The following is a 25,815-nucleotide window of genomic DNA, read 5'->3' as shown; positions in this document are numbered from 1 at the left end:
CTCGACATCTCGTGACTGTCTCGCGCCGCATGATCTTTGGCATCCGCCGCGCTAACGGCGATCAAAAAACCGCTTGAGCTCAACCGCGGTTGAGGTTTTACAAACCGCACGCGAACAAGGCGCGCGTCGCGCCTGAAGTGGCAAAGATGCTCTGGCTCGGCAGGAATTCGGGGGTGGACTTGACCAAAACAAGCACAAACAGGGTCGATTGGCGCGCGCTGTGGGCGAGCGGCGATCTGGCGCGCTTCTGCTTCATCAGCCTCGGCATCCTGTTGCACGCCACCAACGAAACGATGGTGGCAACGGTCATGCCGGCCATGGTCGGCGAGCTCGCCGGCGTGCAGCTGGTCGGCTGGTCGCTGGCGATCTACGAGCTCGGCGCCATCGTTGCCGGTGCGGCCGCCGGACGGCTGGTGAGCTATGTCGCGCTGCGCACCAACATGACGGCCGCCGCCCTGCTCTATGCCGCCGGCGCGCTGGTCTGCGCCACCGCGCCTTCGATGCCGCTGTTCCTCTCCGGCCGCCTGATCGAAGGGCTTGGCGGTGGCGCGCTGGTGTCGCTGGCCTTCGTCTCGGTCGAGCGGCTGTTTGCCCGCGCGATCTGGTCGCAGCTTTTCGGCGTTATGTCGGCGATCTGGGGCGTCGCCGCCTTCAGCGGGCCGGTGCTCGGCGCGGTCGTGACCGAATTGCTGTCCTGGCGCTGGGCCTTCGGCGTCTTCACCCTCGGCGGCACGGCCATGGCGCTGGCAAGCTTCCTCGTGCTCGATACACCTAAAGCAACAAGGCCGCAGGCGACCGGCGGGTCGGCGCCGCCCTTCCCGTTTGCGGCACTTGGCTGTCTTGCCGTCAGCGTCGTGCTGATCGCCACCGCCGGCGTCGACATCGCCCTGCTGCGCTCGTCGCTGCTGCTCACCCTCGGCATGATCGGCCTGGCGCTGTTCGTCTATATCGACGCGCTGAAGCCGCGCTCGCGGCTGTTCCCGTCGCGGCTGTTTTCATGGCGCTCGCCGGTCGGCGCGGGCATGACCATGGTCGCGGCGTTTTCGGTGGCGACCTGCTCGTTTGCGGTCTACGGGCCACTGCTCCTGACCAGCCTGCACGACATTCCGATCCTCACCACCGGCTACATCATCGCCGCCGAATCGATCGCCTGGTCGATCCTGTCGATCCTCGTCGCCAATGCCCCGCCGGAGCGCGAGCGGCTGATCATCGTCGGCGGGGCGCTGATGATCGCCACGGGCGTCGCGGGTTTCGCCTATACGGTGCCGGCGGGCTCGATCCCGTTGATCCTGCTTTGTGCCTTGCTGCAAGGCGGCGGTTTCGGCATCGCCTGGCCGTTTGTCACGCGTGTCATCGTGGCATCGGCCAAGGAAGGCGAGCAGACGATCGCCTCGGCCGCCGTGCCGACCATGCAGCGCATCGGCTATGCCGTGGGTGCGGCACTGACCGGCATCGTCGCCAACGCCAGCGGCTTTTCCGAAGGCCTGAACCGCGAGGCCGCGGCAAATGTCGCCGCCTGGCTGTTCCTCGCCTTCATCCCGCTCGGCATCCTGGGATGCCTTGCCGCCTTGCGGATTTCGGGCGCGAGCGACGACGCGCGGCTGGCGAAGCTGCCAATCTCCCCCACGAGAGGTGAGATCGGCTAAACACCCGAGGGGAGATCGCTAAACCACGACCGTCTTCAGCCGGCCGGCGATCAGTGCCGCGAGCCGCGTCGCCACCTCTTCCTTGCTCATCTCCGGCCATTCCTCGACGCCGGCCTTCGAGACGATCCGCACCTTGTTGCGGTCGCCGCCCATCACGCCCGGGGAACCATCTTCATGCGAGACATCATTGGCGACGATAAGATCGGCACCCTTTTTCGCAAGCTTGGCCTCGGCATTCCTGACCAGGTCCTGCGTCTCCGCGGCGAAACCGACCACCAGCATCGGCCGCTTTTTGTGATGCCCGACGCCGGCAAGAATATCGGGATTTTCCACCATCTGCAGCGCCGGCGGCCCCTCGCCCGCCACCTTCTTGATCTTTTCCCCGGCCGAACTTTGAGTGCGCCAGTCGGCGACAGCCGCGACGAACACTGCCGCGTCGGCCGGCAGCAGCTGTTCGACCGCATCCTTCATCTCGACGGCCGTTTCGACATGCATCGTGGCGACGCCGGCCGGATCCGCAATGCCGACCGGACCGGAGACGAGACGCACGTCGGCGCCGAGCCTGGCCAGCGCCGCCGCGATGGCATGGCCCTGCTTGCCCGACGAACGGTTGGCGATGTAGCGCACCGGGTCGATCGGTTCATGCGTCGGCCCGGAAGTGACAATGATCTTCCTGCCCGCCAGCGGCTTTGGCCGACTGTCGAGCAGCGCCTCGATCGCGGCGACGATCTCCAGCGGCTCGGCCATGCGGCCCTCGCCCGCCTCGTTGCTTTCGGCCATCTCGCCCTTCGCCGGGCCGACGAATGCGACGCCGTCCTTACCCAGCATCGAGCGGTTGCGCCGGACCGCCGAGTGCGTCCACATTTTCGGGTTCATAGCCGGAGCCATCAAAACCTGCTTGTCGGTGGCGATGAGCACCGTCGAGGCAAGGTCGTTGGCGTGGCCGTTGGCGAGCTTTGCCATCAGGTCGGCGGTGGCCGGCGCCACGACCACAAGGTCGGCCTCGCGCGACAGCCTGATGTGGCCGATGTCGTGCTCGTCCTGCCGGTCGAACAGCTCGGTGAAGACATGATCGGCGGACAGTGCTCCGGCCGACAGCATGGTGACGAATTCCTGCGCCGCGGCGGTCATCACCACGCGCACCGAAGCACCGCGCTCGCGCAGCCGGCGGATCAGGTCGAGCGCCTTGTAGGCGGCGATACCGCCGCCGATGATCAGCAGGATGCACTTGCCGGAGAGGGTCATGCCCGAGGCCAGTTCTTGTCCAATGTCATGCCGGCTTCAGCGCCGATTCGATGTCGGTATGGATGAAATCGTCACCCTTGAAAAGTAGCGGCAGGTTTCGGGTCTTGGCCAGGGCATAGGCGAAACAGTCGCCCATGTTGAGGTCAGCACGATGGCGGGATCCGCGACCGTACCGAGAGTAGGCAAGTCGTGCGACCTCGAGCTGCGCCAGATCAAAAGGAACGACCGTCAGTTCGAGGCGGTCGATGAGCACCTGAAGTTCGGCGGGGTTGATGCCACCGCTGGACCGGTTCGCCACACAATGTGCCTCCAGAAGTGTTGCAGTGCTTATCAGTACAGCAGATGAGGTGCCGAAAACATCGACGAATGCAGCCGCATCCGGCTCTGCGGCGATGATTGCGATTAACGCAGACGTATCAACTGCAACGGTCACAGAAGTCCCTCATCCCACATGTGATCAGTAAGCGCCTTGAGGTTAATGGGGTGTTCTGATTTCCGTCCGAGCGCCAAGATCTCGTCACGTGACGCTTTCAGCCGCCACTCCCCGTTCTGGAGCTTGCTCTCGGGGATCGTCACTTTGCGCAAGGCATCCCGCGCTTCCTGCTCCATCGAAACGCCGCGCGCGGCAGCGCGTTCGCGCAGCACCTGCTTCACTTCGTCATCAAGATTACGGATTGTGATAGTGCTCATAGCGTAGCTCCTCGCCGTTAACATAAGCGACAAGCAGCGTGCTTGCAATGACAGCACTGCTGTCATTGCAATCAGAGCAGCTTCCAGGCGATGTACACCAGCGTCAATGCGATTACCCACAGCGCGAGCCGGCCGGAGCGGGTGTAGCGCGCCTCGGCCTTGCCGATCGCGTGCGCGGTCCTTTCGTCGAAGCGCAGGCCGTGTTCGGCCATCAGGTCGATCTCGCGCGACAGCCGCTCGGTGCGGGCGGCGAGGTCCGGCGCCTGGCGGGCCAGCGCCAGCAGCGCGTTGGCGCCGTCGCGCGCATCGGCCAGCAAAGCGCGCGGGCCGAGATTGCGGGCAATCCAGCCGCTGACCACAGGTTCCGACGTCTTCCACATGTTGAAGGCCGGGTCGAGGGTGCGGGCGACGCCCTCGACAACGACCATGGTCTTCTGCAGCAGCACCAGCTCGGATCGCGTCGCCATGTCGAAGAGCTCGGTCACCTCGAACAGCAGCGTCAGCAGCTTGGCCATCGAGATGGTCTCGGCCGGCTGGCCGTGGATCGGTTCGCCGATCGCCCGGATCGCCTGGGCGAAAGCTGCGACATTGTGCTGGCGCGGCACGTAGCCAGCCTCGAAATGCACCTCGGCGACGCGCTGGTAATCGCGCGTGATGAAGCCGTAGAGGATTTCGGCGAGGAAGCGGCGCTCCTTCCTGCCGAGCCGGCCGGCAATGCCGAGATCGACGGCGACGATGGTGCCATCGGCCTCGACGAAGAGGTTGCCCGGATGCATGTCGGCATGGAAGAAACCGTCACGCAGCGTATGGCGCAGGAACGACTGGACCAGGTTGGCGGCAATCGCCTTCAGGTCGTGGCCGGCGGCGGCGAGGCCGGCAATATCGTTCAACTTGATGCCGTCGACCCATTCCATGGTCAGCACGTCGCGGCCGGTGCGCTCCCAGTCGACCGACGGCACGCGAAAGCCGGGATCGTCCTTGGTGTTCTCGCCGAGTTCCGAAAAAGCCGCCGCCTCCAGCCTCAAATCCATTTCGATCTTGGTGGTCTGGGCCAGCGTCTCCGTCACCTCGACCGGCCGCAGCCGGCGCGACGACGGGATATATTTTTCCTGCAGCCGGGCGGCGAGGAAATAGCTCTCGAGATCGCGAAAGAAGCGGCGGCGCACGCCCGGCCGGATGACCTTCACCGCCACCCGGGTAACGACGCCGTCCTGCAGGGTTTCGGCGGTATGGACCTGGGCGATCGAGGCGGCGGCGACGGCCTCGCCAAAACTGGCATAGAGCTCGCCGACCTTGCGTCCGAGCGAGGCCTCTATTGCCGCTATGGCTTCGGCTTTCGGAAATGTCTGCATCTTGTCCTGCAGCATGGCGAGATCGAGCGCTATGTCGTTGCCGACGACGTCCGGCCGCGTCGCCAGGAACTGGCCGAGCTTGACGTAGGATGGGCCGAGCCGCACGACCGCCTTGGCCAGCCGGTCGCCGCGCTCGTAGGCAAGCGCGCGGCGACGGGTGAACAGCCGGGCCATGCGCCAGCCGAATTTCGGCAGGCCGAAGAGTTCGTCGCCGGGCAACGCCGCGATGACACCCTCGCGGACCAGCACCCAGCCGGCCCGCACGAGCCTGAAACCAGCGCCTATGCTGCTCATGGCTGGCTTTGCCTTGCCGGTTTCCTGAACTGGCGAAAGGCACGTCGGGCTATGAAAATGCGGGCCAGCCTCAAAGCTTCCAGCCCGAATGAAGCGCGGCGATGCCGCCGGAATAGTTGCGGAATGAGGCGCGCTCGAAGCCCGCGCGCGAGATCATCGCCGCGAAATTCTGCTGATTGGGAAATTTGCGGATCGATTCGACCAGATAGGAGTAGGGCTCGCCGTCGCCGGTCACCGCCTTGCCGATCCGCGGGATGGCGTTGAACGACCATGCCTCATAGACCTTGTCGAGCAGCGGCATCTCGACCTCGGAAAATTCAAGGCAGAGAAAGCGCCCGCCAGGCTTCAGCACGCGATAGGCTTCGGCAAGCGCCACATCGATACGCGGCACGTTGCGGATGCCGAAAGCAATGGTGTAGGCATCGAAAGTAGCGTCGGCAAAAGGCAGTTCCTCGGCATTGGCCTCGACGAAATCGGTATTTGCCGACAGGCCCTTTTTCTCGGCTCGGTCGCGGCCGACGGCGAGCATCGAGCCGTTGATGTCGAGAACCGTTGCATGGGCATGCCTGCCGCTCGCCCCGACGATGCGGAAGGCGACGTCGCCGGTGCCGCCGGCAACGTCGAGAACGCGCCAGCCCGGCCGCTTCGGTGGATTGAGCCAGGCGACCATGGCGTCCTTCCACAACCGATGCAACCCGGCCGACATCAGGTCGTTCATCAGGTCGTAGCGGTTCGCCACCTTGTGGAAAACATCATTGACCAGGGGCTGCTTGTCGCCTGGCCCTACCCGCTTGAAACCATAGGAGGTTTCCATGCCGCCCGCAGCCGTGGTTCTTTCAACCGACATCGTTTTGATCCGCCATAAAATCGGCGGGACCATAGCCGATCGATGGTGCGGGCGCTATTGTTTAAGGCGCGGTGTTCGGCCGCGCTTCGAAGCAGGTTCCGGAAAAGCGTCGCACGGTTTTCCGACAAGAACCTGCGTCATAAGAAAAAGCCTGACGGGATAATTGAATGCCTTTGAAAGCAGAACTGCACTGCCACATCGAAGGGGCAGCGGCGCCTGAACTCGTCCTCCGCCAGGCCGAGAAATACGGCAGGGATGCCTCGCCCTACATCCGGGACGGCTCCTTCGCCTGGCACGATTTCACCTCCTTCCTCGCCGCCTACGACTTCTCCTCCGACCTGTTCCGCACCGAAGAAGATTATGCGCGGCTGGCCGATCACTACCTGACCAGCCTCGCCCGCGACGGCGCCATCTATTCCGAGGTTTTCACCTCGCCGGACCATGCCAGCAAGGCCGGGCTGTCGCCGAAGGCCTATACCGACGCGCTCGGCGAAGGCATGGCCCGCGCCAAGGCGAAGACCGGCATCGAAGGCCGCATGATCGTCACCGGCGTGCGCAATTTCGGTGTCGAATCGATCGAGCGGGCTGCGCGTTTCGCCGCCCGCAGCGGGCATCCGCTGGTCACCGGCTTCGGCGTCGCCGGCGACGAGCGGATTGGCGATCTGGAAGATTATGTCAGGGCCTTCGAGATCGCCCGCGAGGCCGGCCTCGGCATTACCGTGCATGCCGGCGAATTGATGGGCTGGGAGAGCGTCGAGGCGGCACTCGACCATATCCGCCCGTCTCGCATCGGCCACGGCGTGCGCGCCATCGAGAACCCCGATCTCGTGCGGCGCATCGCCGACGAAGGCGTCGTGCTCGAATGCTGCCCTGGCTCCAACATCGCGCTCAAGGTCTTCGACAGTTTCGCCGACCACCCATTTCCCGCATTAAGGGCAGCGGGCTGCAAGGTGACGCTCAACTCCGACGACCCACCCTATTTCTGGACCTCGCTGAAGCGCGAATACGACATCGCCGCCGAGCATTTTGCGATGGACGACAAGGCGCTCACCGCCGTCACCAGGACGGCCATCGAGGCAGCTTTCGTCGACAGGAAGACCAGGGCGGCGCTGCTGGGCAGGCTCGGCGCCAAGGGCAGGTGAATGCTGAATTGCGAACCTGGCGCTTCGGTCGGTCAACCGCGAGTTCTTCCGCGCAACCAAGGACTCGCAAACCAGTTCACTATTCACTATTCACCATTCACCATTCACCATTCACTATTCACCTGCGCAGTTCGGAGAACACCATGAAGGGCGTCACCGTCGTCGACCATCCGCTTGTCCAGCACAAGCTGACCATCATGCGCAAGAAGGAAACCTCGACGGCCGGCTTCCGGCGGCTGTTGCGCGAGATCTCGCTGCTGCTCGGCTACGAGGTCACCCGCAACCTGGAACTGACCACGACGACGATCGAGACGCCGATCGAGACGATGGAGGCGCCGACGCTGGAGGGCAAGAAACTGGTCTTCGCCTCGGTGCTGCGCGCCGGCAACGGCTTGCTCGAAGGCCTGCTCGATCTGGTGCCGGCGGCGCGTGTCGCCCATATCGGCCTCTATCGCGACCATGAGACGCTGGAAGCGGTCGAATATTTCTTCAAGGCGCCGGGCGACCTCGCCGACAGGCTGGTGATCGTCGTCGACCCGATGCTGGCGACCGCTAATTCGGCGATCGCGGCGATCGACAAGCTGAAAGGCCGCGGTGCCACCAACATCCGCTTCCTCTGCCTGTTGGCGGCACCAGAGGGCCTCGAGCGTTTTACCAAGGCGCATCCCGATGTTCCGGTCTTCACCGCTTCCATCGACCGCCAACTCAACGAGAAGGGCTACATCATGCCCGGCCTCGGCGATGCCGGCGACCGCATGTACGGCACCAAATAGGTCCGTTTACCGATTGTTTACGCAAACGGCTGGTTTCCGCATTCGTTAAAGCGGCAAACACCATGTCGGACTAAGGATCGGCAACCACAAAGGCCGGTCCATGCTGCGCAAGCTTCTCATCCTTGGCGTGTTTGCCGGAACGTCGGCATCGCTGCCGATCATCTATCAGTCGAATCCACAGACGATCGAGCGGCTATTGAAATCCGCCATCGGAGCCAAGCCGGCCGACACCCAAACCGACCTGAACCTCGCCGCCGTTCCGGACAGGCCGGCGACGCCGCAGCCGCTCGGCCGCAAGGTCGTCGTCACCGCGGACGCGCGCGGCCATTTCATGTCGGTCTTCAAGCTGAACGGCCGCCAGATCGACGGCATGATCGACACCGGTGCGACGCTCGTCGCCATCAACAACTCGACCGCGCGCAGGATCGGCATCTCGCTCAATTCGACGGACTTCAGCCATCAGGTCAACACCGCCAACGGTGCGATCAAGGCCGCCGTGGTGACGATCGACCGCCTGCAGATCGGCAAGATCATCGTCGAGGGCGTCGAGGCCGTCGTGCTCGACGACAGGGCGCTGCACACCAACCTGATCGGCATGAGCTTTCTGCAGCGGCTCGAAAAATACCAGGTCGAAGACGGCACGCTGCTGCTGGTTCAGTGACTATCAGCGCGGCAGGATCCGCCGGATGACGGTTTTCTCCGCGGCCGGTTTGGAAGTCCCGATCGTATAGGCCGAAAGCACGGCGGCCGCGGCCGCCTCGGCATCCCCGGCATTGCGGGCATGGACCAGCGCCAGCGCCTCGCCGGTCCGCACTTCAGCGCCGACCGGCAGCAGCCTGGTGATGCCGACGGCGTGATCGATCCTGTCGTCCGGCCGCGTCCGCCCGCCGCCAAGCCCGACCACCGCAAGCCCGATCTCGCGGGTTGCGATGCCGGTGACAAAGCCGTTCGCGCTCGCCTTGACGACGAATTCCGTTGCCGCTTTCGGCAGATATTTTTCCGGATTCTCGATGAAATCGGCGGGACCGCCAAGTGCCGCCACCATGCGCGCGAAGATGGCAGCGGCGCGACCGCCGGCCAGCGTCTCGACGGCGCGGCGTAGGCCGTCCTGGTTGGACGACACCAAGCCTGCCGATTGCAGCATCTCGGCGGCCAGCGCCAGCGTCACATCCTCCAGCCGCCGGTCGCGAAAGCGGCCGGTGAGAAAATCGACGGCATTGCGCACCTCGACCGCATTGCCGGCGGCGGATGCCAGCGGCTCGTTCATGCCGGTTACCAGCGCCGAGGCTTTCAGGCCGGCGCCATTGGCGACGTCGACCACGCTGTTGGCCAGCGTGGTTGCGTCGCGCGATTTCTCCATGAACGCGCCGTTGCCGACCTTGACGTCGAGCACCAGCGAATGGAGGCCGGCCGCCAGTTTCTTCGACAGAATCGAGGCGGTGATCAGCGGCACCGATTCCACCGTTCCCGTCACATCGCGGATGGCGTAGAGCCTGGCGTCGCCGGGTGCGAGATCGGCGGTCTGGCCGATGATGGCGCAGCCGGTTTCGAGCACGGTTTTGCGCAAGCGCGCAACATCCGGCTGGCTGATATAGCCGGGGATGGCATCCATCTTGTCCAGCGTGCCGCCGGTATGGCCGAGGCCCCTGCCGGAAATCATCGGCACATAGGCGCCGCAGGCAGCGACGATCGGTGCCAGCATCAAGGAGACATTGTCGCCGACGCCGCCCGTCGAATGCTTGTCGGTGACCGGGCCGGGCAGATCCGACCAGTCGAGCACATCGCCGGAATCGCGCATCGCCATAGTCAGCGCCACCACCTCGTCGCGGCTCATGCCGTTGAAGAACACCGCCATGGCGAAGGCGCCGACCTGCGCGTCGGTAACGGTGCGGGCGGTCAGGCCCTCGATGAAAGCCGATATCTCCTCAGCCGAGAGTTTTTGACCGTCGCGCTTGCGGCGGATGATTTCCTGGGGAAGCATCAGGCGTCTACCCTGTGCTCCGGAAGCCCGTCCTGAAAAACACGCTGCAGAATGGTCGCCAGCCGCGCGCCGCCGACCGGCGCCATGTCCTTGGTCTCCTGGTGCGACAGCTCGGCTCCGGTCATGCCGGCGGCAAGGTTGGTGACGACCGAACAGGCTGCGACGCGCAGCCCGAGGAAGCGGGCGAGAATGACCTCCGGCACCGTCGACATGCCGACCGCGTTGGCGCCCATGATGCGAGCCATGCGGATCTCGGCCGGCGTCTCGAAGCATGGGCCGGAGAACCACATGTAGACGCCCTTGTGCAGCCTGGTACCGGTGGCCTTCGCGGCTTGCTCGATGGCGGAGCGGAGACCGGCGTCGTATGCTTCGGTCAGGCCGACGAAGCGGCGGTCGCTCGGCTCGCCGATCAGCGGGTTGGAGCCTGAGAAATTGATGTGGTCGGTGATCAGCATCACCGAGCCCGGGCCCATCCCGGGATCGACCGAACCGGCGGCGTTGGTGAGGATCAGCCTGGAGATGCCGAGGCCGGCGAGCACCTCGAGTGCCGGCCGCATCGCCGCCGCGTTGCCGTGCTCGTAATAGTGTGCGCGACCGGACAGCATCAGCACCGGCGTGCCGGCAAAGAGCCCCGCCACCACCTCGCCGGCATGGCCGCTGACGCCGCTTCTGGGGAAGCCCTGCAAGTCGGCATAGGAAATGCGCACCGCATCCTCGACCTTGTCGACAAGCCCGCCAAGCCCCGATCCCAGCACCAGCGCAGTGGTCGGCGCCAGCCCGTCCAGCCTTTCGACGAGGTGATCGAGTGCTTCCTTCATTTCAACACATCGCCCTGGAAGCCGTATGGCAGCAACTCGCCCATGGTCACGGTCTCGACCACGCCGCTATCATCGCAGAGATAGAACTTCGTTTCCGGCCGGCAGAATTCAGCCAGCCGCTGCCGGCAGCCGCCGCAGGGCGAGCATTTTGCCACGCGTTCGGCGATCACGGCGATTTCCGTAATCTTGCCGCCGCCACCCATGATGTAGTGGCCGAGCGCGGTGGTTTCGGCGCACCAGCCCTCCGGATAGGACGCGATCTCGACATTGGCGCCGGTGAAGACACGGCCGTCCTCGGTGCGCAACGCCGCGCCGACCGGAAATTTCGAATAGGGCGCATAGGCCTTGGCCATGGCGGCTTTCGCCGCTTCGAACAGATCACGAGCCATGATAAATCAGCGTTCCTTGACATAAGGCACGCCGCCGGCACGCGGCGGGATTGCCTTGCCGATGAAGCCTGCAAGCAGGATGACGGTCAGCACATAGGGCAGCGCCTGCATGAATTGCACCGGCACCTTGCCGATCAGCGGCAGCGGCGTGCCTTGCAGGCGGATCGACGCCGCGTCGAGGAAGCCGAACAGCAGGCAGGCGAACATGGCGTTGACCGGTTTCCATTTGGCGAAGATCAGCGCGGCCAGCGCGATGTAGCCCTTGCCGGCGGTCATGTCCTTCACGAAGCCGCCATTCTGCACCATCGACAGATAGGCGCCGGCAATGCCGGTGAGCACGCCGGTGCAGATCAGCGCCCGGTAGCGCAGCCAGGCGACGGATATTCCGGCGGTATCGACCGCGGCCGGGTTCTCGCCGACGGCGCGCAGGCGCAAGCCGAAGCGGGTGCGAAACAGCACCCACCAGGTGAACGGCACGGCCAGGAAGGCGAGATAGACCAGCACGGAGTGGCCGGAGATGAGTTCCGAATAGATCGGCCCGAGGATCGGAACGCTCCTGAGCGCATCCGCGCCCGGCCAGATGATTGCCTCGAAGCGCTCGCCGGCGGCCAGCGCTGGCGTGCGCCCGCCTTGCTGGAACCAGGCCTGGCCGAGCATGATCGTCGATCCGGCCGCAATGAAATTGATCGCGACGCCGGAGACGATCTGGTTGCCGCGATGGGTGATCGAGGCAAAGCCGTGGATCAGCGCGAAGGCAACCGAGATGAGGATGGCCATGCCGAGCCCGAGATAGGCCGAGTGGAAGACCGAGGCGGCGGCGGCACCGGCGAAGGCGCCGACAAGCATCTTGCCCTCGAGCCCGATGTCGAAGACGCCGGCGCGCTCCGAATAGAGGCCGGCGAGGCAGGCGAGCAGCAAGGGAACCGACAGGCGGATGGTCGAGTCCAGGACCTGCACGATGGCATTGAAGAAATCCATCTCAGGCACCCTTCCCCTTGACCGCTTCCATACCAACCGATCTCGGGCTGAGCGAGGCGAACAGCGCCTGGACGTAGGGCCGGAACATATGCTCGAGCGCGCCGGCGAACAGGATGACGAGGCCCTGGATGATGACGATCATGTCGCGGCTGATCGCCGGCATCTCGAAGGCGAGCTCGGCGCCGCCCTGGTAGAGCATGCCGAACAGTATTGCGGCAAGCACGATGCCGACCGGGTGCAGGCGGCCCATCAACGCCACTGCGATGCCGACGAAACCGGCGCCCGAAACGAATTCGAGCGCGACATTATGCTGGTCGCCCATCGTCGGATTGAGCGCCATCATGCCGGCCAGTGCGCCCGAGATCATCATCGCGATGATGATGATGCGGATCTCCGAAATGCCGGCATAGCGCGCCGCTTTCGGGCTATGGCCATAGGTGCGCATCTCGTAGCCCAGCTTGGTGCGCCAGATCAGCACCCACACGAGAAAGGCCATGGCCAGCGCCAGCAGCGAGCTGACGTTGAACGGCGCCGAACGGATTTTGGCGCCGAACAATTCGATGATCCAGTTGAGCTTCGGCAATTGTGCGCCTTCGAGGAAGGTGCGCGTCTGCGGCGCCATCGAGCCGGGCGGCTTCAGCATGCCCACCAGCGCATAGACCATGACGCTGGCGGCGATGAAATTGAACATGATGGTGGTGATGACGATGTGCGAGCCGCGCTTGGCCTGCAGATAGGCCGGGATCAGCGCCCACAGCGCGCCCATCGCCGCTGCGGCGACAATGGCAATCGGGAAGGTCAGCCACCAGGGCAGCACGCTGTCGAAGGCCAGGCAAACGATGCCGATGCCGAGACCGGCGATATAGCCCTGGCCCTCGCCACCGATGTTGAACAGGCCGCAATGCGCCGCAACCGCCACCGAAAGCCCGCTGAAGATGAAGGTGGTGGCATAGAAAAGCGTGAACGCGATGCCTTGGCCGCGACCGAAGGCGCCCTCGACCAGGACGACGGCTGCGCGCAGCGGGTTCTCGCCAACCAATATGACGACGAAGCCGGCAACGACGAAGGCGACGAACAGATTGATCAGCGGGATCAGCACGTAATCGGCCCAGGCCGGCAGCTTGGCATAGGGAGTGCTCACTCGGCCGCCTCCCGGTGCTCGACGCCGGCCATCAGCAGACCGAGTTCGCCCTCGGTCGCGTCGGGGCCGCGCTCGCCGACGATGCGGCCGGCAAACATCACCAGAATGCGGTCGGAAAGCGAACGGATCTCGTCGAGCTCGACCGAAACCACCAGCACCGCTTTGCCCTGGTCGCGCATCGCGATGAGGCGCTTGTGGATGAATTCGATGGCGCCGACATCGACGCCGCGCGTCGGCTGGCCGACGATCAACACGCCGGGATCCTGCTCCATTTCCCGCGCGAGCACGATCTTCTGCTGGTTGCCGCCGGAGAAATTGGCGGTCTTGAGGCGGCAGTCGGCCGGGCGGATGTCGTATTTGACGATCTTGTCCCTGGCATCGTTACGGATGGCGTCGATGTCGAGGAACGGCCCCTTCAGATAGCGCTCGTCGTCCTGGTAGCCGAGGATCGAATTCTCGTTCTCCTCGAAGGCCAACACCAAGCCGACATGGTGGCGGTCCTCCGGCACATGGGCAAGGCCGCGCTCGCGCAGCTCGCCAGGGTCGGCGGCGCCGGTCAGGTCGATCGGCTTTCCGTCCAGCATAACCGAGCCCGACACGGCATGCCTGATGCCGGAAATCGCCTCGAGCAGTTCGGATTGCCCGTTGCCGGCGACGCCGGCAATGCCGACGATCTCGCCGGCGTGGACGTCGAAGGAGACGTCGTCGACCATGGTGACGCCGCGGGAATCCTTCACCGTCAGATTCTTGACCGCGAGCTTGACGCCGCCGGCCTTCGCCTCGCCCTTTTCGACGCGCAGCAGCACGCGCCGGCCGACCATCAGCTCGGCCAACTCCTCGACCGTGGTCTTCCTGGTTTCGCGTGTCGCCACCATCGTGCCCTGGCGCATCACCGAGACCGTGTCGGTGATCGCCATGATCTCGCGCAGCTTGTGGGTAATCAGCACGATCGTCTTGCCCTGCTCCTTCAGCTGCCTGAGGATGCGGAACAGATGGTCGGCCTCGGCCGGCGTCAGCACGCCCGTCGGCTCGTCGAGAATCAGGATCTCGGCGCCGCGATAGAGCGCCTTGAGGATTTCGACGCGTTGCTGCAGGCCGACCGGCAATTCCTCGATGATCGCGTCGGGATCGACTTCGAGCCCGTATTCGCGCTCGAGCCGCTCCAGCTCGGAACGCGCCTTGGCGATGCTCTTCTTCAGCAGCGCATCGCTTTCGGCGCCGAGAATGACGTTTTCCAGGACCGAGAAATTGTCGACCAGCATGAAATGCTGATGCACCATGCCGATGCCGAGCGCGATCGCATCGTTCGGCGTCTTGATCGATGCCGGCTGGCCGCCGACACGGATTTCGCCGGCATCGGCCTGGTAGAAACCATAGAGGATCGACATCAGCGTCGACTTGCCGGCGCCGTTTTCGCCGACGATGCCATGGATGGTGCCGCGCATGATCTCCAGATTGATGTCACGGTTGGCGCGCACGGCGCCAAAGCTCTTGTCGATGCCGATCAGCTCGATTGCGGCTTGCGCCATGCAGCCTGTTCCCACTGTTATTTTTTTACCGCTTGGTCAAACGCCTAGCATGACGCCCAGTCTGTGCCAATTGGGTCTGCGCCAATTGGCCGGAGCAGCGTTCACTCTCGACAAATCCCGCCATGCTTGTCAATTTCCAACGTGGCCGCAGCCTGCACAATCGCCTGATCGAGGATTTCAAATGACCATGCCCGAGGACCGGCTGACGACGTTGGAAATCCGCGCCGCCGAGCAGGAGAAGACCATTGAGGAACTGTCCGGCCAGATCGCCGAACAGTGGAAGGTGATCGAGCGCATGCAGCGCAAGCTCGACGCGCTGGCCGAGCGCTTCCTGGCGCTGGAGGAACAGGCCGCACCCGACGTGCCGGTAACCAAGCCGCCGCACTGGTGAGCGGCTGACAATGCAAAACCGCCGGGCTTTCACCCGGCGGCTCGTCAGTTCAGCAGTGCCAGTCGATCAATAAGGGCAATCGATCAATACGGGCAGGCATTGTCCGACATGTAGTCGTGCACCTTGATGGTGCCGGCAATGATGTCGGCCTTGGCTTTTTCGACCGCCGCCTTCATCGCATCGTCGACAAGTGCCTTGTTGTTGTCGTCCATGGCGTAGTCGACGCCGCCTTCCTTGAGGCCGAGATCGTTGATGCCGGCCGTGAACTTGCCGTCCTTGGCATCCATGAAGGTGTTGTAGACGGCAACGTCGACGCGCTTGACCATGGAGGTCAGCACCTTGCCGGGCTGCAGGCCGTTCTGGTTGGAATCGACGCCGATGCCGAGCTTGCCGGCGTCGGCCGCTGCCTGCAGCACACCGACACCGGTGCCGCCTGCCGCTGCGTAGACCACGTCGGCGCCCTGGTCGATCTGCGTCTTGGCGATCTCGCCGCCCTTGGCCGGATCGTTCCAGGCTGCCGGCGTATCGCCGGTCATGTTCTGGATAACGTCGGTGGCGCCGGCCGCCTTGGCGCCGCCGACATAGCCGCAGCCAAACCTGCGGATCAGCGGAATGTCCATGCCGCCGACGAAGCCGACCTTCTTGGTCTTGGAAGCCATCGCCGCCATCACGCCGACGAGGTACGAGCCTTCCTGCTCCTTATAGACCAGGGAGCGGACATTGGGCTTGTCCACGACCATGTCGATGATGGCGAATTTGGTGTCGGGGAACTCGGTGGCAATCTTGTCAAGCGCATCCGACCAGGAGAAGCCCGCCATGACGATCGGATTGCGGCCGTCCTCGGCGAAACGGCGCAGCGCCTGCTCGCGCTGGGTGGCGTTGCTGACCTCGAATTCCACATAGGGGATGCCGGTCTCGGTCTTGAACTTTTCGGCGCCGTGGAAGGACGCCTCGTTGAACGACTTGTCGAACTTGCCGCCGAGATCATAGAGAAGCGCGGGTTGAATGTCGGCGGCGAAGGCCGGAAGAACCATTGCAGCTGCGGCCATAAGGCCGAGAACGATACGTTTCATGTGATCCACACCCCTGTCGGTTATTTGTCCATTATGCACCGCATGCCGGCCCGGTTCTCCGGCAGGCACGCGGCGTCAGGCAGGAGTGTCGTCCTCCCGCTTCGGGCCAATCTGGCACGGCCCGAAACAAAATTCACGTGGAATTTTGACCCTTTGGAAAAGCGTGGCGCCGCATCGCGGCGTCACAGCATATTCCTTGCGTCAGGGTCATAAAATCAGGCGGATACGGCGGCCGGAATGGCGCAGGAGACGCCGGTTCCCTGCAGGCCGCAATAGCCGTAGGGGTTCTTCGCCAGATATTGCTGGTGGTCTTCCTCGGCGAAATAGAATTCCGGCGCCGGCGCGATCTCGGTGGTGATCTTGCCGCGTCCGGCACCGCGCAGCGAAGCCTCGTAGGCGTCGCGCGAGGCGATCGCAGCCTGGTGTTGCGCGTCGTTGAACGTATAGATCGCCGAGCGGTAAGTGGTGCCGACATCATTGCCCTGGCGCATGCCTTGCGTCGGGTCGTGGCTTTCCCAGAACAGCTTCAAGAGCTCGGCATAAGACACGATCTTGGGGTCGTAGACGACGAGCACGACTTCGGCATGGCCGGTGAGCCCGGTGCAGGTTTCCTGGTAGGTCGGGTTGGGCGTGACGCCGCCGGCATAGCCGGCCGCCGTGACCCAGACGCCCTCGACCTGCCAGAACAGGCGCTCGGCGCCCCAGAAACAGCCCAGGCCGAACATCGCCGTCTCCAGCCCTTCGGGATAGGGACCCTTGAGCGGCCTGTTCGAGACAAAGTGCTTCGATGCCGTCGGGATCGGCCGGTCGCGGCCGGGCAGCGCCTCGGAGGGCTTCGGCAGGTTGAGCTTCTTGTTCAGCATGTCGCTGAGAAACATAGTGCGGTTTCCTTTTCTTCTTGGTTGAGCCTCCCCGCTACGGGAACACCGGGTCAGGCTGGAATTTCAGGTCGCGGCGAACCGCCCGCTGGGGCGCTGCCGCCTGTAGCCGATGGCGTAAAGAATGAACGCCAGCACCGCGAACACGGCGAAGCCGGGCTGGCTGAGCACCCAGGCGATGGTGCCATCCCACAGCAGCGGATTGACCTTGTCGCGGACGAAGCTTTCGAAGGCGCTGCGCGTATCCGGCGAGACCGCGAGCCAGCTGGTATTAAGCGGGGTCATCACCAGCGCCGAAGCCGCCACCGACCGGGTCGCATCGAGCACGGCCATGATGACCGAAACCGACAGCGCGACCATTGCAGCGAGACGAAAGATGAAGCGGAACATCCAGACCCTTCCTCCCCAGGAGATTATCAGAATGTCGTATCGGACTGTTAGATAGGATCTACTTGCTTCGCCTGCAATCGCGACACGCGAAGTTGAACCCGCGACCGCCGGTTCGCCGGAACCGGCGGCGCGCCGGACGGCGAGCACACCTCCGCCGCCCCTTTCGATAGGCTCCCAACGGGTGCTCCGGTAACATGGGGTGAGCATCCGTATCCGGCAAAGCGAATAGACTGTCGTTATGTCTTGGCATTCGGCACCGGATCGACTAGATGAGCCCCGCGCCTGTTGCTTTGACGGCTCAGGTGCGGGGAAAGGGTATCCGCTGGTTGACGGCGCCCACGGCCGGAATTCCGGTCCGGAATCCCCAAGGGAGATGCATCTCCCCAACCCGCGCGGCGAAACCGACCGCAGCGAAAATGCTAAAGACGGAGAGGTGGCCGAGTGGTTGAAGGCGCACGCCTGGAAAGTGTGTTTACGGGAGACCGTAACGCGGGTTCGAATCCCGCTCTCTCCGCCAGCTAATCCCGAGAAACCCTTTATTTCCGGGCGTTTGGTAAGGTTCGGTTAGTAGCCTACTAACCAGCCTACTAATCACTAGGGTCAAAACTCCGCCAATGGCCGAGATGGGTGGAAGACCGACGTTCGTTGACAGAAAGACATCACCGTCGCAGCGTCGTCTACAAACGGGGAGATGTCTCAATGTCAGTGGAAATCCGGGCTGCCTCGGAGGCAGACTTTGACGCGCTCGTTCGGCTCAATCAGGTGGTTCAGAGTCTCCATGCTGAATTGCATCCAGACGTTTTCAAACAGGCAGCCGATCCGTCTGCGGTGAGGACATTCTTCGCAGCGAGGCTGGCTGATCCGAAGAGCTCGATCGCGATTGCTGAGATTGATCGTGCTCCAGTCGGCTACGTCTGGTTTGAAATTCAGTCGCTGCCAGAAACGCCGTTCACTTTCCCTCGGCCCCTGATCTATGTGCACCACATCTCGGTTATGCCGGAAGCTCGTCGTCGTGGAGTTGCCGCAGCTTTGATGTGCCATGTTGAACAGCGAGCTGCTTGCGAAGGTTTCGACGAAATTGCTATGGGCATCTGGGCAGCCAATCTCGACGCGCGGCATTTCTTTGGGTCGCAAGGATGCGTTCCGTACAACATTGCACTTTGCAAGAAGCTTGTGAGAGTCAGCTAAGGGTCAGCAAGCGGACGTTTGAATTACGGTGACAGTGCACTTTGAATTACGGCGACAGAATTACGGTGACAGTGCACTATTTGTCATGTTTGCTCGGCTGTCGCTGTGCGTAAATTGAACGCATGGCTCGACTTGCATTACCGCGCCGCCGATGTCGTGCAACCGATGGGCAGCGAAGCACTTCTCGACCGTGATTGCCGAGCAAACCGGAAAGAGCAGTGAAATTGGGAAACGCGACAGGCGGGAAAAAGAAAATGGTGCACTGTCACCGTAATTCGTAATTTGCAGAGGGCGCGAAGGATCGCTACTGAGCGGCTCCATCTGCGCCGCACCCCTTACCCCAGATCAGCCCACAAGCCGAACGACCCGCGCTCCACCAGAGCGCGGGCTTCGACAGGTTCGTTAGTGTCGCTACGCGTCTAGCGCGGAACCGCTTGTATTCCCGAGACCGAACGCTCTGTTTCGCCGGAGAAAACCACGAAGGCAAAGATCAGCACGGCGACAGCGACAATCATTGAGCCGGTGGCGACGATCGGCTCGAGCGCCGGATTTCCCTGCAGCATCAGGTAAAGCGCCGGCAACATCACGACCAGGCCGAGATTGTACACGCCATAGTGGATCATCGCCGTCCTGCGGGCAGCCTTCGCCGGGTTCAGCGCATAGTAGCCGCCGAATATTGCACTAGTGACCCATCCCAGCAGGTTGATGTGCGCGTGAGCCGGAAACGCGCCGTGATCGCCTGAAATTGCCATCTGCAGGCCAACTGCAATTCCCAGAATAAGAAAGACGATGGCTGTCTTGAAAAAGAGCTCCGAAACCTTAGGCATGTCATTCTCCCAAACCCGTTTTGCCGCCGCATCATGCTTTGTTTCCGGCGACCTTGCCAAGGGGGACGTCGGGCCTGCCGAACCATTTGTTGGCGGCCTGACGGCCCGTTGGCGGCCGGCCGCCGGGCCTGGCCGGTTGCGAGTCCAGCCGGTAAAAAATATGCGCTCACGCTAATTTGATTGCAATATCACCCGCCAGGCTTCCACGTCGTTCTCACAAGGGAAGTGTCCTGCACGATGGTGGTGCCATACGCGCCAAAGGTCAGCCCGTCAGTGTTGCAGCAAGGCCTCGCCAAACTTCTCCCACAGCTGTGTGCAATCTGTTGCTCTGAGGCTGGGGGTTCCGAGTGGGCCATATCGGATGACGGCGGCGTGAACATCATAGCCAACGATAGGTGCATTGGCGACAAAGTGGATAGCCTCGCCCAATCGGCGAGAGCCAATTGGCGCATCGGTTTTGTTGGTGATGTCGAAGACACCACAAATATCCACTTCCTGATTTCTGGCTGCCAACGCAGCTTCCATTACCTGTTCGTGCATCATCGAAATCTCTCCTAACGGTCTAAGTCTAAGAACCGCGGCTTTTGCCGGTCCGGCAGCTGACAACCGCCAAGTCGAAGTGCCTTTTGCAGCATCTCGATTGGCTCTTGCTGCGAGCCACTCCGCCCGCTCCCGCGGCAAGCCGATAAGGCAACTGCCCGCGAAATCCGCAGGCACGTCCACGGTCGCATCAAACACGGCCCACGTGCCAGTCGGCTCCTGAACGGGCAAAAACCTCATAACAGCGCCTGCTAATATACCATACCGACTGTGAGGACGGAGCTTTGTTCCTGCATCGATCAAACGAATGAGAGATGTTGTCGAAATGTCAGGCGACGCTCGCCGAAAACAATCGTCGGCGACATCGCCAGGATCGAAGGCTGAGCAGCGATCCGGCCGCATTCGGGACAAGCACAAGATGCGGGAGACAAGCGCGGTCAGAATGTTCAGCCAGAATCGCGTTTTCGTTGCGGATGGATGGTCTCGCCGCGCTTCAGCATCTCCACGAACGCCGCGATCTTCTTCTTGCGTCCGGCTTCGGTCTTCATGTTGTGGGTGCGGAAGGCGAGCGCGAAGCGGTTTTGCTCGCTGAGCTTCGCCAGCATCTCTTTCGCCTTGGGCTCGGCGTCTATTGCCGCCTGGAGGTCGTCGGGGATCTTCATTTCCTTGCCGCTCCTATAGGCGCGCGCCCAGCGGCCGTCGGCCTTGGCTGCCTCGGCCTGCCTCAGCCCATGCTCGGTCATCCGGCCCTCCTCGATCAGCCGGGCGACATTGTCGACGTTGATCTGGCTCCAGGTGCTCTTCTTGCCGCGCGGGGTATAACGCTGCAAATAGCTTTTGCCGTCCAGGGCCTTGCGCACCGCATCGATCCAGCCCCAGCATAACGCCACGTCGATGGCTTGCTTCGGCGTGATCGACGGCAGCCCCGAATCGCGCTTATGGATCTTGATCCAGACTTCGTCCTCGCTGTCGTGATGCTCGCCAAGCCAGGCATGGAAGCTTTCGGCATCCCTGAACTCGCGCACCTTGGCCGGGTCGACCTTGACGGGCGCCATCAGCCGGTCCGCCCGTGACACAGGCGTGTAACGACGCCGAACCGCTTGCCGGCCGCGCGCGCGCTCATCTCAGCTCCAAGTCCGCAATCCGCAGGCCGGATGATTCCCGCTGGCACGCGTTCAGCCTGCGCGATTGGGCGTGCCGAGGACATGGGATTTCGGCGGCAGCATGACGTCGTCGAATGTCTGCGTGAACATCGCCGCCGCAAAGAAAGCGACGGCGCGCAGGGTTTCGGTGCCGGTGTTGACGAGGTCGTGCCGGACCGGCGTCGGAAGTACCAGGACGCTGCCGGGCCTGACCGGGTGGATGCTGCCGCCCTCGATGTGCAGCTCGCCGGTGCCGGCGATGATGTATTGCGTCTCCTCGGTGGCGTCGGTGTGCCAGCCGAGCCGCTTGCCGGGCTCGATCTCGTAGACAATGACTGAGGACTGGGTGGTGCCGTGCCCGCCGTAAACCGCGAAAGCGCCGGCCCATTTGACCGACGGATCGTCCTCTGCCCAAACCAGCGAACGTTCGAGCCTGTCGGATGCGACGACTGCTGTCATGGCTTCGTTCCTCTCAGCGAATGGCGAACACGAATCTAGATGATTTTTCTGGTCTGCGTCAGCAAAACTGGCTGCCAACCGTTTCCTCGCCCATTGCGCGTAACTATTTGTCGTGCCGCGATCTGACCATTCTACTCTGGGATCGGATCACTGAGCCGATTTCACCATGCAACCAAGCCTTTACCTTTCAGCCAGTTTGGAGTTGCCCCTGCGTTGCGTTCGTGGTCCGGTACAACCAGGGCGCTCAATGCGAATTCGGCAACGGTCGCCTCACCGACCGTCAAGGCAACACACCGTGAAGGCAACCCAGGAGATAGCAATGGGCATTTTCGACAGTATCAAAGGTGCGATTTTCGGAAACGCGGTTGCGGCCGAAGCGCCGCCGGCGCAACCGTCTCCCGCGCCTGCTTCGAGCACGGCCACCCAGCCGACGGCGCCTACCCGACCCGACCCGGCTGCAACCCCGGCTCCGGCAACGCCATCCGCGCCGTCCTCTGCTCCTGACATCGCTACCATTCTCGACAAGGCGGTGGCCGCGAAGGGGCAAAAGCTCAACTGGAAGAATTCGATTGTCGACCTGATGAAGGCTCTGAATATCGATAGCAGCCTCGGCGCCCGCAAGGAGCTTGCTCACGAGCTGAACTACACCGGCGACATGAATGACACCGTAACGATGAATCTGTGGCTGCATGATGCACTGATGAAAAAGCTGGTCGAGAATGGCGGCAAGCTTCCGAGCGATCTGGCCGCCTAGAGTCATAAGACAAGCAATTCCAGGAAAACGTGTGAACGGTTTTCCATCCGGAATTGCGTCAAACAAAAAAGACAGACCGGTTCGGCGTTCCGTGAAACGACGAACCGCCCTGGTCCCGCCCGCACCGTGGTTCTTGCTGCGCTGACTTCAGCCGCAACCGAGCAGACCCGACTGCCAAGCAATCAAACTGCCAAGTAAATAAAGTAAATAAATTGAAACCCTTCCCGGCCGCCGGGATTGGGTCTGTGGCGAAGTCGCATGGCACAAAAGTGCTGCCGCCTCGCGCCTGGATTGCCTCACGCAAAACCGACGATTTCGGTCGCTGCCCCGCGCGTTGGTAGGACCACCATTTCGCTGGCGAAACCCGACGTTCGGCGTATCATTCTCGCGGGAGAGGGTTCATGGTGGGAGGAAGCCAATGAACGTGGTGCAGAGGGTGACTGTCGCCGACTTGACGGCCCAAGAGCTTGTTTCATCTGCGCTTTCAAGATTCGGCGCCGGCGACACCATATCCACGAGGGCGATGCTGGACATCGTTCGCCGGACGGCCCCGGCCTGCGGTGACAGTGACGACGATCTGGTCGAGATTATCGTCATGACGGCCGTTGGTAGGACCATGGGGGTCGTGTTCGACCATCGCTACCCTTAGCAATCCGCAACGAATACCTGGCTGCGCCCAGGAGCAGTGGCGGGCGGTTGGCAGCGCGCGGCGGAAATTTACTGGTGCGGCCAAGGAAGCGAGCCTTTTTGTGCGCGAAGGCCAGCCTGGCGCCGTGCCCTTGCTTTGAGCAAAAACCGCCGCTCATGTCGGGTCATGCCCGAGGGTAGGCAACTGGGCGACACGCTCGAAGGAACTCGCTGAAATCTTGCCCGTTATGCTCTCGTTGAGATGAGGAGAGCTGCCATGGCCGACGACAAAACCAGGACCGACAGTCGCGACCGCTCACGAGTGGCGGGCGGCGAAGACTATGAGGTACGTCATTTCGCCGAGGAAGCGGGCATTACCCCTGATCAGGCACGCACGCTGATCAAGCGCCACGGCACCGACCGCAAGGTGCTGAACGAAATCGCCGAGAGCATAAGAGCGTCGTAATGGCTAACAAGAAAACCGCAATGGCCGACCGCAAGACGCGCGATCCGGACGAAAAGAAGGCTCTGCACCTGGCCGAAACCACCGACGTTTCGCCGAAGCAGGCGAAGGATCTGATGCGCAAGCACGGCAAGGACAGCGCGAAAGTCGAGAAGGAAGCCAAGAACTTCAAGGCCGAGGGCTGAACGGCCGGAGGTCTGCCCGTCACCCGCAACTTAATAGTCGCTGCTCAACGTGCCCAGCCGGTTAGACGCGCGGCACAGGGTTGTGGCCGCAATCCCGTAGCTTATCGGTTTTCTAACAAATTCGGCCTATCCCTTCCGCTATCGCGGCTCAGGGATGCCATATGCGCGGGATGTCTGGTGAGGCGAGGCCGTCGATAGACGACATACGGCATGTGAGGCTGGTGTTTGGCCTGCTGGCGGCGGTCGTGATGGCGGCGGCGCTCCTCGCCTTTGCCACCTCCCTCCTGCAGGATCCCGATAGCTGGTGGCACATCAAGGTCGGCATGGATATGCTGGCAAGCCGCACATTCCCCACCGTCGACATTTACTCCTACACTTTTGCCGGCCAGCCATGGATCGCTAAGGAATGGCTTAGCCAGGTTCTCCTTGCAATTGCCTTCGAAGCCGGCGGCTGGAACGGCGTGGTACTGCTGGCGACCGCAGCAATCGCGCTGACGGTTTTCTTGACGTCGTGGTATCTCAGCGAGTGGTTGAAGCCGACGCTAGCGATAGCACTGACGCTGGTGCTCGCGCTCTTGATCGGGCCAATCTATGTCGCCCGACCCCACATCTTTACCTCGCCCATTATCGTCGTCTGGACCGCCGGTCTTTTCCAAGCCGCACGCAACGAGAAAGCGCCGCCTTTATGGCTGCTGGCGCTGCTTTGCCTGTGGGCCAATCTCCATGCCACCTTCACCTTCGGTTTCGTCATCGCCGCCTTCGCCGGCCTCGATCTCGTCATGCGCACGCGCCTCTCGAACGCCCGGCTGCTGGCCAAGTGGATCGCTTTCGGGCTGCTTTGCCCGCTGGTCAGCCTGCTCAATCCTTACGGCGTCAAGGCCATACTCGCCACATTCACCGTGGCCTATGGCAATGAGGCGGTGCCTTACATTGCGGAGTGGCAGCCATTCGACGCCTCGCGGCATACCCTCCAGGAGGTGGCCCTGCTGGTGGTGTTTTTCGGGCTGCTCGTGTCGAGATTGCGCATTGGCTGGGCCAAGGCGCTGTTCCTTGTCTTCACCTTGCACGTCTATCTCACCCACATACGGTTCATGTACCTGTTCTTTCTTCTTGTCCCGGTCGTCCTTGCCGTCGAGGTTGCGCAACAATATCCAGCGCTTTCAGCCCCTACATGGGCCGCGGAAAAGCGCGACGGACTTGAACAATTTTTCGCGCGGCAATTTTCCAGAATTTGCGCTGGACTTGCCGTTTTGCTGGTTTTGGCGGCCGCGGTCTTCCTGGCCTATCCGGTCGTGCCGAGCCAGAAGACTTCGGCGAGGGATGCGCTGGCCTTCGCCCAAGCCCATAATCTGTCAGGCAATCTGCTGAATTCCTACAATTTCGGCGGCACGCTGATTTTCCATGGCATCAAGACGTTTATCGACGGCCGGGCGGATCAGCTCTTCCTGAACGGCTTTACGGAAACGGATGAGCAGACTGGGCACAGCCGGGGCAAGCCGATCCTGAAAGCCCAGCTCGAGAAATATGCGATAGGCTGGGCATTGTTGACCGCCGACGACAGCCGCATTCCGTTCTTCGACGAACTGGGCTGGAAGCGGGCCTATGCGGACGATTACGCTCTGATCTATACCCGCGCAGACTGATCCCCGGCAGCTTCGCGCGCCGGTGCGCACCTCCCCCTGAAGCTGTGGCCAGCGCCGAGGCGGCGAAATCCTTATGGGATTTTGATTTCTTTGCTCCGCGTCCCGTCTCGAACCTTTATGGCACTTTGATCCATATTCGGCAGAGCGATGTATCCGGCCGCCGATGTGAAGCGGTGAGCGGGCTTGGACAGTTTTGTCCAAGTTGAAAAGAACAAACTCAATATAGGAAATTGCACGATGGACATCATTGTTGTCGGGATAGGAATCTCGTTCTTTGCTCTATGCTTCGGTTACATCAAAGCCTGCGACGGGCTGTAAGTTTAGGGGATCGAAACATGCTCTTCGACTATATCCTCGGCGGCGCCGTGACCCTGTTCCTTCTCGCTTACCTGACATACGCCCTCGTTCGCCCGGAACGCTTCTGATCTCC

30 protein-coding genes and 1 tRNA gene are annotated in these 25,815 nt (G+C 62.6%); 13 read left to right on the top strand and 18 right to left on the bottom strand.

The annotated features are described in order from the left end of the window. The first annotated feature begins 146 nt into the window (after nt 1–146). Nucleotides 147–1,646 (top strand): MFS transporter, encoded by a 1,500-nt coding sequence (locus NKH43_RS05590; protein ID WP_502906455.1) that lies wholly within the window; start codon nt 147–149, stop codon nt 1,644–1,646. 18 nt (nt 1,647–1,664) lie between these two features. Here NKH43_RS05590 and coaBC read toward each other — a convergent pair whose 3' ends face one another. The 5 genes from coaBC to ubiE form a co-directional block, all read right to left on the bottom strand. Beyond that, a complete protein-coding gene (coaBC, locus tag NKH43_RS05585) occupies nt 1,665–2,891 on the bottom strand; it encodes a bifunctional phosphopantothenoylcysteine decarboxylase/phosphopantothenate--cysteine ligase CoaBC (RefSeq protein WP_352856935.1) in 1,227 nt (408 codons plus the stop codon). A 25-nt stretch (nt 2,892–2,916) separates the two neighbouring features. Then, on the bottom strand, nt 2,917–3,324 hold the full coding sequence (locus tag NKH43_RS05580; protein WP_023719016.1) for a type II toxin-antitoxin system VapC family toxin: 408 nt from the start codon (nt 3,322–3,324) through the stop codon (nt 2,917–2,919). Further along, nucleotides 3,321–3,581, bottom strand: a complete 261-nt coding sequence (locus tag NKH43_RS05575; protein ID WP_023719015.1) for a FitA-like ribbon-helix-helix domain-containing protein — start codon at nt 3,579–3,581, stop codon at nt 3,321–3,323. The genes NKH43_RS05580 and NKH43_RS05575 overlap by 4 nt, the downstream gene beginning before the upstream one ends. A gap of 71 nt (nt 3,582–3,652) precedes the next feature. Then, nucleotides 3,653–5,227, bottom strand: a complete 1,575-nt coding sequence (ubiB, locus tag NKH43_RS05570; RefSeq protein ID WP_023719014.1) for a 2-polyprenylphenol 6-hydroxylase — start codon at nt 5,225–5,227, stop codon at nt 3,653–3,655. A 70-nt stretch (nt 5,228–5,297) separates the two neighbouring features. Continuing rightward, the gene (gene ubiE / locus NKH43_RS05565; protein WP_023719013.1) at nt 5,298–6,074 is read right to left on the bottom strand and encodes a bifunctional demethylmenaquinone methyltransferase/2-methoxy-6-polyprenyl-1,4-benzoquinol methylase UbiE; all 777 of its coding nucleotides are present in this window, start codon (nt 6,072–6,074) and stop codon (nt 5,298–5,300) included. 167 nt (nt 6,075–6,241) lie between these two features. Between ubiE and NKH43_RS05560 the strand changes: the two genes are divergently transcribed. The 3 genes from NKH43_RS05560 to NKH43_RS05550 all read left to right on the top strand — a co-directional run bounded on the left by NKH43_RS05560 (nt 6,242) and on the right by NKH43_RS05550 (nt 8,650). Further along, a complete protein-coding gene (locus NKH43_RS05560; protein WP_352856933.1) occupies nt 6,242–7,216 on the top strand; it encodes an adenosine deaminase in 975 nt (324 codons plus the stop codon). Nucleotides 7,217–7,359: 143 nt separating this feature from the next. Further along, the gene (gene upp, locus NKH43_RS05555; protein ID WP_352856931.1) at nt 7,360–7,989 is read left to right on the top strand and encodes a uracil phosphoribosyltransferase; all 630 of its coding nucleotides are present in this window, start codon (nt 7,360–7,362) and stop codon (nt 7,987–7,989) included. A gap of 100 nt (nt 7,990–8,089) precedes the next feature. Further along, nucleotides 8,090–8,650 (top strand): TIGR02281 family clan AA aspartic protease, encoded by a 561-nt coding sequence (locus tag NKH43_RS05550; protein ID WP_352856929.1) that lies wholly within the window; start codon nt 8,090–8,092, stop codon nt 8,648–8,650. A 3-nt stretch (nt 8,651–8,653) separates the two neighbouring features. On the opposite strand, the gene deoA is transcribed toward NKH43_RS05550, so the two are convergent. Genes deoA through NKH43_RS05520 form a run of 6 tightly spaced genes read right to left on the bottom strand, consistent with a single transcriptional unit; the run spans nt 8,654 to nt 14,825 of the window. Then, the gene (deoA, locus tag NKH43_RS05545; RefSeq protein WP_352856927.1) at nt 8,654–9,970 is read right to left on the bottom strand and encodes a thymidine phosphorylase; all 1,317 of its coding nucleotides are present in this window, start codon (nt 9,968–9,970) and stop codon (nt 8,654–8,656) included. Then, nucleotides 9,970–10,788, bottom strand: a complete 819-nt coding sequence (locus NKH43_RS05540; RefSeq protein ID WP_023719009.1) for a purine-nucleoside phosphorylase — start codon at nt 10,786–10,788, stop codon at nt 9,970–9,972. The genes deoA and NKH43_RS05540 overlap by 1 nt, the downstream gene beginning before the upstream one ends. After that, nucleotides 10,785–11,177, bottom strand: a complete 393-nt coding sequence (gene cdd / locus NKH43_RS05535; protein ID WP_023719008.1) for a cytidine deaminase — start codon at nt 11,175–11,177, stop codon at nt 10,785–10,787. Before cdd ends, NKH43_RS05540 begins: the two co-directional genes overlap by 4 nt. Before the next feature lie 6 nt (nt 11,178–11,183). After that, the gene (locus tag NKH43_RS05530; RefSeq protein WP_352516902.1) at nt 11,184–12,155 is read right to left on the bottom strand and encodes an ABC transporter permease; all 972 of its coding nucleotides are present in this window, start codon (nt 12,153–12,155) and stop codon (nt 11,184–11,186) included. A 1-nt stretch (nt 12,156) separates the two neighbouring features. Beyond that, nucleotides 12,157–13,296 (bottom strand): ABC transporter permease, encoded by a 1,140-nt coding sequence (locus NKH43_RS05525; RefSeq protein ID WP_352465913.1) that lies wholly within the window; start codon nt 13,294–13,296, stop codon nt 12,157–12,159. Continuing rightward, nucleotides 13,293–14,825, bottom strand: coding sequence for an ABC transporter ATP-binding protein (locus tag NKH43_RS05520; RefSeq protein ID WP_352713676.1), 1,533 nt, complete (start codon nt 14,823–14,825; stop codon nt 13,293–13,295). Before NKH43_RS05520 ends, NKH43_RS05525 begins: the two co-directional genes overlap by 4 nt. 181 nt (nt 14,826–15,006) lie before the next feature. On the opposite strand from NKH43_RS05520, the gene NKH43_RS05515 reads away from it, so the two are divergent. Next, nucleotides 15,007–15,216 carry a SlyX family protein gene (locus tag NKH43_RS05515; protein ID WP_031211352.1) on the top strand — a complete coding sequence of 70 codons (210 nt, stop codon included), beginning with the start codon at nt 15,007–15,009 and terminating at the stop codon, nt 15,214–15,216. An 83-nt stretch (nt 15,217–15,299) separates the two neighbouring features. Here NKH43_RS05515 and NKH43_RS05510 read toward each other — a convergent pair whose 3' ends face one another. The 3 genes from NKH43_RS05510 to NKH43_RS05500 form a co-directional block, all read right to left on the bottom strand. After that, nucleotides 15,300–16,289, bottom strand: coding sequence for a BMP family lipoprotein (locus tag NKH43_RS05510; RefSeq protein WP_352856924.1), 990 nt, complete (start codon nt 16,287–16,289; stop codon nt 15,300–15,302). Between the two features lie 215 nt (nt 16,290–16,504). Next, nucleotides 16,505–17,167, bottom strand: coding sequence for a peptide-methionine (S)-S-oxide reductase MsrA (msrA, locus tag NKH43_RS05505; protein ID WP_352856922.1), 663 nt, complete (start codon nt 17,165–17,167; stop codon nt 16,505–16,507). Nucleotides 17,168–17,233: 66 nt separating this feature from the next. Beyond that, nucleotides 17,234–17,557, bottom strand: coding sequence for a hypothetical protein (locus tag NKH43_RS05500; RefSeq protein WP_352856920.1), 324 nt, complete (start codon nt 17,555–17,557; stop codon nt 17,234–17,236). 427 nt (nt 17,558–17,984) lie between these two features. Between NKH43_RS05500 and NKH43_RS05495 the strand changes: the two genes are divergently transcribed. Together NKH43_RS05495 and NKH43_RS05490 are read left to right on the top strand one after the other, a co-directional pair. Then, nucleotides 17,985–18,074: transfer RNA gene (locus tag NKH43_RS05495), tRNA-Ser, on the top strand. 182 nt (nt 18,075–18,256) lie between these two features. Continuing rightward, nucleotides 18,257–18,745, top strand: coding sequence for a GNAT family N-acetyltransferase (locus NKH43_RS05490; protein ID WP_352495472.1), 489 nt, complete (start codon nt 18,257–18,259; stop codon nt 18,743–18,745). A 419-nt stretch (nt 18,746–19,164) separates the two neighbouring features. Here NKH43_RS05490 and NKH43_RS05485 read toward each other — a convergent pair whose 3' ends face one another. The 4 genes from NKH43_RS05485 to NKH43_RS05470 all read right to left on the bottom strand — a co-directional run bounded on the left by NKH43_RS05485 (nt 19,165) and on the right by NKH43_RS05470 (nt 21,713). Next, entirely contained in the window at nt 19,165–19,572 is a 408-nt protein-coding gene (locus NKH43_RS05485; protein ID WP_352856918.1) for a hypothetical protein, read from the bottom strand. Between the two features lie 270 nt (nt 19,573–19,842). Next, nucleotides 19,843–20,115, bottom strand: coding sequence for a hypothetical protein (locus NKH43_RS05480; protein WP_031194005.1), 273 nt, complete (start codon nt 20,113–20,115; stop codon nt 19,843–19,845). Nucleotides 20,116–20,558: 443 nt separating this feature from the next. Further along, nucleotides 20,559–21,167 carry a YdeI/OmpD-associated family protein gene (locus NKH43_RS05475; RefSeq protein WP_023718999.1) on the bottom strand — a complete coding sequence of 203 codons (609 nt, stop codon included), beginning with the start codon at nt 21,165–21,167 and terminating at the stop codon, nt 20,559–20,561. A gap of 120 nt (nt 21,168–21,287) precedes the next feature. Continuing rightward, nucleotides 21,288–21,713: a cupin domain-containing protein gene (locus NKH43_RS05470; RefSeq protein ID WP_031194003.1), complete on the bottom strand. Its 426-nt coding sequence runs from the start codon at nt 21,711–21,713 to the stop codon at nt 21,288–21,290. A 319-nt stretch (nt 21,714–22,032) separates the two neighbouring features. On the opposite strand from NKH43_RS05470, the gene NKH43_RS05465 reads away from it, so the two are divergent. From NKH43_RS05465 to NKH43_RS05440, 6 genes are all read left to right on the top strand, one after another. After that, nucleotides 22,033–22,467, top strand: a complete 435-nt coding sequence (locus NKH43_RS05465; RefSeq protein WP_352856916.1) for a DUF3597 domain-containing protein — start codon at nt 22,033–22,035, stop codon at nt 22,465–22,467. 418 nt (nt 22,468–22,885) lie between these two features. After that, entirely contained in the window at nt 22,886–23,116 is a 231-nt protein-coding gene (locus NKH43_RS05460; RefSeq protein WP_023718996.1) for a hypothetical protein, read from the top strand. A 255-nt stretch (nt 23,117–23,371) separates the two neighbouring features. Further along, nucleotides 23,372–23,560, top strand: a complete 189-nt coding sequence (locus NKH43_RS05455; protein WP_023718995.1) for a DUF3606 domain-containing protein — start codon at nt 23,372–23,374, stop codon at nt 23,558–23,560. Further along, complete coding sequence (locus NKH43_RS05450) at nt 23,560–23,742, top strand: hypothetical protein (protein WP_352856914.1); 183 nt, start codon at nt 23,560–23,562, stop codon at nt 23,740–23,742. The genes NKH43_RS05455 and NKH43_RS05450 overlap by 1 nt, the downstream gene beginning before the upstream one ends. Nucleotides 23,743–23,903: 161 nt before the next feature. Next, complete coding sequence (locus tag NKH43_RS05445) at nt 23,904–25,385, top strand: hypothetical protein (protein WP_352856912.1); 1,482 nt, start codon at nt 23,904–23,906, stop codon at nt 25,383–25,385. 335 nt (nt 25,386–25,720) lie between these two features. After that, nucleotides 25,721–25,810 (top strand): K(+)-transporting ATPase subunit F, encoded by a 90-nt coding sequence (locus tag NKH43_RS05440; protein ID WP_023675300.1) that lies wholly within the window; start codon nt 25,721–25,723, stop codon nt 25,808–25,810. Nucleotides 25,811–25,815: the final 5 nt, after the last annotated feature.

The organism is Mesorhizobium sp. M1163 (assembly GCF_040318415.1).
Lineage (GTDB): Bacteria > Pseudomonadota > Alphaproteobacteria > Rhizobiales > Rhizobiaceae > Mesorhizobium.
Note: the sequence above shows the minus strand (reverse complement) of the source record. Positions and strands in the feature narration are given on the sequence as shown.

Excerpts from the sequence above, each read along its gene's own strand:
- NKH43_RS05590 (WP_502906455.1), top strand. The coding sequence starts at position 147 with ATGCTCTGGCTCGGCAGGAATTCGGGGGTGGACTTGACCAAAACAAGC.
- coaBC (WP_352856935.1), bottom strand. The coding sequence starts at position 2,891 with ATGACCCTCTCCGGCAAGTGCATCCTGCTGATCATCGGCGGCGGTATC.
- NKH43_RS05575 (WP_023719015.1), bottom strand. The coding sequence starts at position 3,581 with ATGAGCACTATCACAATCCGTAATCTTGATGACGAAGTGAAGCAGGTG.
- ubiB (WP_023719014.1), bottom strand. The coding sequence starts at position 5,227 with ATGAGCAGCATAGGCGCTGGTTTCAGGCTCGTGCGGGCCGGCTGGGTG.
- ubiE (WP_023719013.1), bottom strand. The coding sequence starts at position 6,074 with ATGTCGGTTGAAAGAACCACGGCTGCGGGCGGCATGGAAACCTCCTAT.
- NKH43_RS05560 (WP_352856933.1), top strand. The coding sequence starts at position 6,242 with ATGCCTTTGAAAGCAGAACTGCACTGCCACATCGAAGGGGCAGCGGCG.
- upp (WP_352856931.1), top strand. The coding sequence starts at position 7,360 with ATGAAGGGCGTCACCGTCGTCGACCATCCGCTTGTCCAGCACAAGCTG.
- NKH43_RS05550 (WP_352856929.1), top strand. The coding sequence starts at position 8,090 with ATGCTGCGCAAGCTTCTCATCCTTGGCGTGTTTGCCGGAACGTCGGCA.
- deoA (WP_352856927.1), bottom strand. The coding sequence starts at position 9,970 with ATGCTTCCCCAGGAAATCATCCGCCGCAAGCGCGACGGTCAAAAACTC.
- NKH43_RS05540 (WP_023719009.1), bottom strand. The coding sequence starts at position 10,788 with ATGAAGGAAGCACTCGATCACCTCGTCGAAAGGCTGGACGGGCTGGCG.
- cdd (WP_023719008.1), bottom strand. The coding sequence starts at position 11,177 with ATGGCTCGTGATCTGTTCGAAGCGGCGAAAGCCGCCATGGCCAAGGCC.
- NKH43_RS05530 (WP_352516902.1), bottom strand. The coding sequence starts at position 12,155 with ATGGATTTCTTCAATGCCATCGTGCAGGTCCTGGACTCGACCATCCGC.
- NKH43_RS05520 (WP_352713676.1), bottom strand. The coding sequence starts at position 14,825 with ATGGCGCAAGCCGCAATCGAGCTGATCGGCATCGACAAGAGCTTTGGC.
- NKH43_RS05515 (WP_031211352.1), top strand. The coding sequence starts at position 15,007 with ATGACCATGCCCGAGGACCGGCTGACGACGTTGGAAATCCGCGCCGCC.
- NKH43_RS05510 (WP_352856924.1), bottom strand. The coding sequence starts at position 16,289 with ATGAAACGTATCGTTCTCGGCCTTATGGCCGCAGCTGCAATGGTTCTT.
- msrA (WP_352856922.1), bottom strand. The coding sequence starts at position 17,167 with ATGTTTCTCAGCGACATGCTGAACAAGAAGCTCAACCTGCCGAAGCCC.
- NKH43_RS05500 (WP_352856920.1), bottom strand. The coding sequence starts at position 17,557 with ATGTTCCGCTTCATCTTTCGTCTCGCTGCAATGGTCGCGCTGTCGGTT.
- NKH43_RS05490 (WP_352495472.1), top strand. The coding sequence starts at position 18,257 with ATGTCAGTGGAAATCCGGGCTGCCTCGGAGGCAGACTTTGACGCGCTC.
- NKH43_RS05485 (WP_352856918.1), bottom strand. The coding sequence starts at position 19,572 with ATGCCTAAGGTTTCGGAGCTCTTTTTCAAGACAGCCATCGTCTTTCTT.
- NKH43_RS05480 (WP_031194005.1), bottom strand. The coding sequence starts at position 20,115 with ATGATGCACGAACAGGTAATGGAAGCTGCGTTGGCAGCCAGAAATCAG.
- NKH43_RS05475 (WP_023718999.1), bottom strand. The coding sequence starts at position 21,167 with ATGGCGCCCGTCAAGGTCGACCCGGCCAAGGTGCGCGAGTTCAGGGAT.
- NKH43_RS05470 (WP_031194003.1), bottom strand. The coding sequence starts at position 21,713 with ATGACAGCAGTCGTCGCATCCGACAGGCTCGAACGTTCGCTGGTTTGG.
- NKH43_RS05465 (WP_352856916.1), top strand. The coding sequence starts at position 22,033 with ATGGGCATTTTCGACAGTATCAAAGGTGCGATTTTCGGAAACGCGGTT.
- NKH43_RS05460 (WP_023718996.1), top strand. The coding sequence starts at position 22,886 with ATGAACGTGGTGCAGAGGGTGACTGTCGCCGACTTGACGGCCCAAGAG.
- NKH43_RS05455 (WP_023718995.1), top strand. The coding sequence starts at position 23,372 with ATGGCCGACGACAAAACCAGGACCGACAGTCGCGACCGCTCACGAGTG.
- NKH43_RS05450 (WP_352856914.1), top strand. The coding sequence starts at position 23,560 with ATGGCTAACAAGAAAACCGCAATGGCCGACCGCAAGACGCGCGATCCG.
- NKH43_RS05445 (WP_352856912.1), top strand. The coding sequence starts at position 23,904 with ATGCGCGGGATGTCTGGTGAGGCGAGGCCGTCGATAGACGACATACGG.
- NKH43_RS05440 (WP_023675300.1), top strand. The coding sequence starts at position 25,721 with ATGCTCTTCGACTATATCCTCGGCGGCGCCGTGACCCTGTTCCTTCTC.